Here is a 3,474-nt window from a genome sequence, read left to right on the forward strand (position 1 = left end):
GCCTCGACCACGTCCACGTCGGCGGCGGAGAGCCCGGCACTGGCCAGGGCCTGTTCGATCACCCGCTGCTGGGCGGGGCCGTTGGGGGCGGTGAGCCCGTTGGAGGCCCCGTCCTGGTTGACGGCGCTCCCCCGGACGACCGCGAGGACGGGGTGGCCGTTGCGGAGGGCGTCGGAGAGCTTCTCGACGAGCAGCATGCCGACGCCCTCGCCCCAGCCGGTGCCGTCGGCTCCGGCGGCAAAGGACTTGCAGCGGCCGTCGACGGCCAGGCCCTGCTGGCGGCTGAACTCGGTGAACATGCCGGTGGCGGCCATCACGGCGGCGCCGCCGGCCAGGGCCATGGAGCATTCGCCCCGGCGCAGGGCCTGGACGGCGAGGTGCAGGGCGACGAGGGAGGAGGAGCAGGCCGTGTCGACGGTCAGCGAGGGGCCCTCCAGCCCGAAGGTGTAGGAGATTCGGCCGGAGGCGACGCTGGGGGCGGTGCCGGTGAGCAGGAAGCCTTCCAGTTCCTCGCGGGTGTCGCCGCTGCCCGCGTAGCCCTGGTAGGCGAGGCCGACGAACACGCCGGTGCGGGAGCCCTTGACGGAGGTGGGGGCGATGCCGGCCCGCTCGAACGCCTCCCAGGCGACTTCGAGGAGCAGCCGCTGCTGGGGGTCGGTGGCCAGGGCCTCGCGGGGGGACATGCCGAAGAGGCCGGGGTCGAAGCGGCCGGCGTCGTGGAGGAAGCCGCCCTCGCGGGTGTAGCACTTGCCGGGGACGCCCGGGTCGGGGTCGTAGAGCCCCTCCAGGTCCCAGCCGCGGTTGCCGGGGAAGCCGGTGACGGCGTCGGAGCCGCTCTCGACCAGCCGCCACAGGGCTTCGGGGCTGTCGACGCCGCCGGGGTAGCGGCAGCTCATCGCGACGATGGCGATCGGCTCCTGGTCCTTCGCCTCCACCTCGTGCAGGCGGCGCCGGGTCTGCTTGAGGTCCGCCGTCACGCGCTTGAGGTAGTCCAGCAGCTTCTGTTCGTTCTCGTTGTGCGCGTTCTGCCGGTTCTGTTCGTTCTGCATGTTTCTTCACCCGTCGAGGAGTGTCGGAAAAAGGTGCGGTGGTGCGGCCGCGATGGTGTGCACCTGCTGGTCCGGGCTCTTCCGGGTGTTCAGGAGCCGTCGAGCTCCTGGTCGATGAGCGCGAAGATGTCGTCGACGGTGGCGCTGCGGAGCCGCTCGTCGGACGTTTCGCCGGCGGTGGGGGCGGGGCCTTCGGTGAAGGCCGCGAGCACACCGTGCAGGCGGGTCCTGATCCGGGAGCGGACGAGTTCGTCGTCGGCTCCGACGGCGGCGAGGGCCTGCTCCAGCCGGTCGAGCTCCGCGAAGACCGACACGGCCGACGGGGCCGCGGCCGGCTGCGGTGCGAGGTCGGTGGCGATGCGGGCGGCGAGCGCCACGGGCGTGGGGCAGTCGAAGACGAGGGTGGCCGGGAGCCTCAGTCCGGTGGCGGAGTTCAGCCGGTTGCGCAGTTCCACCGAGGTGAGGGAGTCGAAGCCCAGCAGCTTGAACTCCCGGTCGCGGTCCACCTCGCGGGGGCCGCCGAGGCCGAGGACGGCCGCCACCTGGGTGCGGACCAGGTCCAGCAGGGCGGAGTCCCGTTCGGGCCCGGACAGGCGGGCGAGCCGTTCGCGCAGGGCGTCCGGGCCGCCGCCGGGGACGGCCTCCCGGGCGGTGCGCCGGGCGGCGGGGCGCAACAGGCCGCGCAGGACCGCCGGTACGGACCGCTGCGCGTCGGGGCCCGCGGCGGCCGGGGCCGCGGTGGCGAAGCGTACGGGTACGGCGACGGCCGGCTCGCCGGTCCGGGCCGCGTCGAAGAGGGCGAGGCCCTCGGCCGCACGGAAGGGGACCAGCCCGGAGCGGGCCATCCGGTCCTGCCCGGAGGCGTCCATGTCCGAGGCCATTCCGCTGTCGGCCCAGGGGCCCCAGGCCAGGGAGGTGGCGGGCAGGCCGGCGGCGGCGCGGCGCTGGGCGAGGGCGTCGAGGAAGGCGTTGGCGGCGGCGTAGTTGCCCTGGCCGGCGCTGCCCAGGGTCGCGGCGACCGAGGAGAACAGCACGAAGGCGGACAGGTCCGTGTCCCGGGTCAGTTCGTGCAGGTGGAGCGCGGCGTCCACCTTGGGGCGCAGGACGGCCTCCAGCCGGTCCGGGGTGAGGGAGGTGACCAGGCCGTCGTCGAGGACGCCGGCGGCGTGGACGACGGCGGTCAGCGGCCGGTCCGCGGGGATTTCCGCGAGCAGGGCGGCGAGGGCGTCCCGGTCGGCCGTGTCGCAGGCCGTGAGGGTGACGGTCGCGGCGCCCGCGGAGAGGAGTTCCTCGCGCAGCGCGCCGGCCCCGTCGGCGGCTGCGCCGCGCCTGCTGGTGAGCAGCAGGTGGCGTACGCCGTGTTCGGCGACCAGGTGGCGGGCGACGAGCCCGCCCAGCGCCCCGGTGGCTCCGGTGACGAGAACGGTGCCTTCCGGGTCGGGGGCGGCGGGGACGGTGAGGACGAGCTTGCCGATGTGCCGGGCCTGACTCAGGTGGCGCAGGGCCGCGGGCGCCCGGCGGACGTCCCAGCAGGTGACGGGCAGGGGCCGCAGGGCCCCGGCTTCGAACAGGGCGACGAGTTCGTGGAGCATGGCGCCGATCCGGTCGGGGCCGGCCTCGATGGTGTCGAAGGCGGTGTACGCGGCGCCCCGGTGCTCCTCGGCCACCCGCCGGAGGTCGCGGACGTCGGTCTTGCCCATCTCCAGGAAACGGCCGCCGTCGGCGAGGGTGCGCAGCGAGGCGTCGACGAACTCCCCGGCGAGGGAGTTGAGGACGACGTCCACGCCGCGCCCCGCCGTCGCGGTCAGGAACCGCTCCTCGAAGGCGAGGTCGCGGGAGGAGGCGAGGTGGTCGGCGTCCGGTCCGCCGGCCGCCGCCAGGGCCGCCCATTTGCCGGGTCCCGCGGTGCCGTAGACCTCGGCGCCGAGGTGGCGGGCGAGCTGGGTGGCGGCCATGCCGACGCCGCCCGCCGCCGAGTGCACCAGCAGCGTCTGCCCGGCCCGCAGGCCGGCCAGGTCGACGAGGGCGTAGTAGGCGGTCAGGAAGACGATGGGCACGGAGGCGGCCTCGGTGAACGTCCAGCCGCGCGGTATCCGCGCCACCATCCGGTGGTCGGCGACGGCGAGCGGGCCGAAGGACTCGGGGATCATGCCGAACACCCGGTCCCCCACCGCCAGGCCGGGGGTCCCCGGTCCGGTCTCGACGACGATGCCGGCGGCTTCGCTGCCGAGGGTGGCCTCGCCCGGGTACATGCCGAGGGCGATCAGGGCGTCGCGGAAGTTGACGCCGGCGGCGCGTACGGCGATCCGGACCTGGCCCTCGCCGAGCGGGGCGGTGGCCGCGGGGTTCTCGGTGAGCGCGAGGGCGTCGAGGGTGCCGGCGGCGCCGGTGGTGCCCGCGCCGCCGGTGGTCAGCCGCCAGCCGG

At 75.4% G+C, this 3,474-nt stretch carries 2 protein-coding genes; both read right to left on the reverse strand.

What is annotated here, in order from left to right; genetic code table 11:
• A partial coding sequence (locus tag AB0F18_RS38900; protein ID WP_362070188.1) for a beta-ketoacyl synthase N-terminal-like domain-containing protein occupies positions 1 to 1,049 on the reverse strand: 1,049 nt, incomplete at its 3' end.
• Between the two features lie 89 nt (positions 1,050 to 1,138).
• A partial coding sequence (locus tag AB0F18_RS38905) for a type I polyketide synthase (RefSeq protein ID WP_362070191.1) occupies positions 1,139 to 3,474 on the reverse strand: 2,336 nt, incomplete at its 5' end.

The organism is Streptomyces sp. NPDC029216 (assembly GCF_040648015.1).
GTDB lineage: Bacteria > Actinomycetota > Actinomycetes > Streptomycetales > Streptomycetaceae > Streptomyces.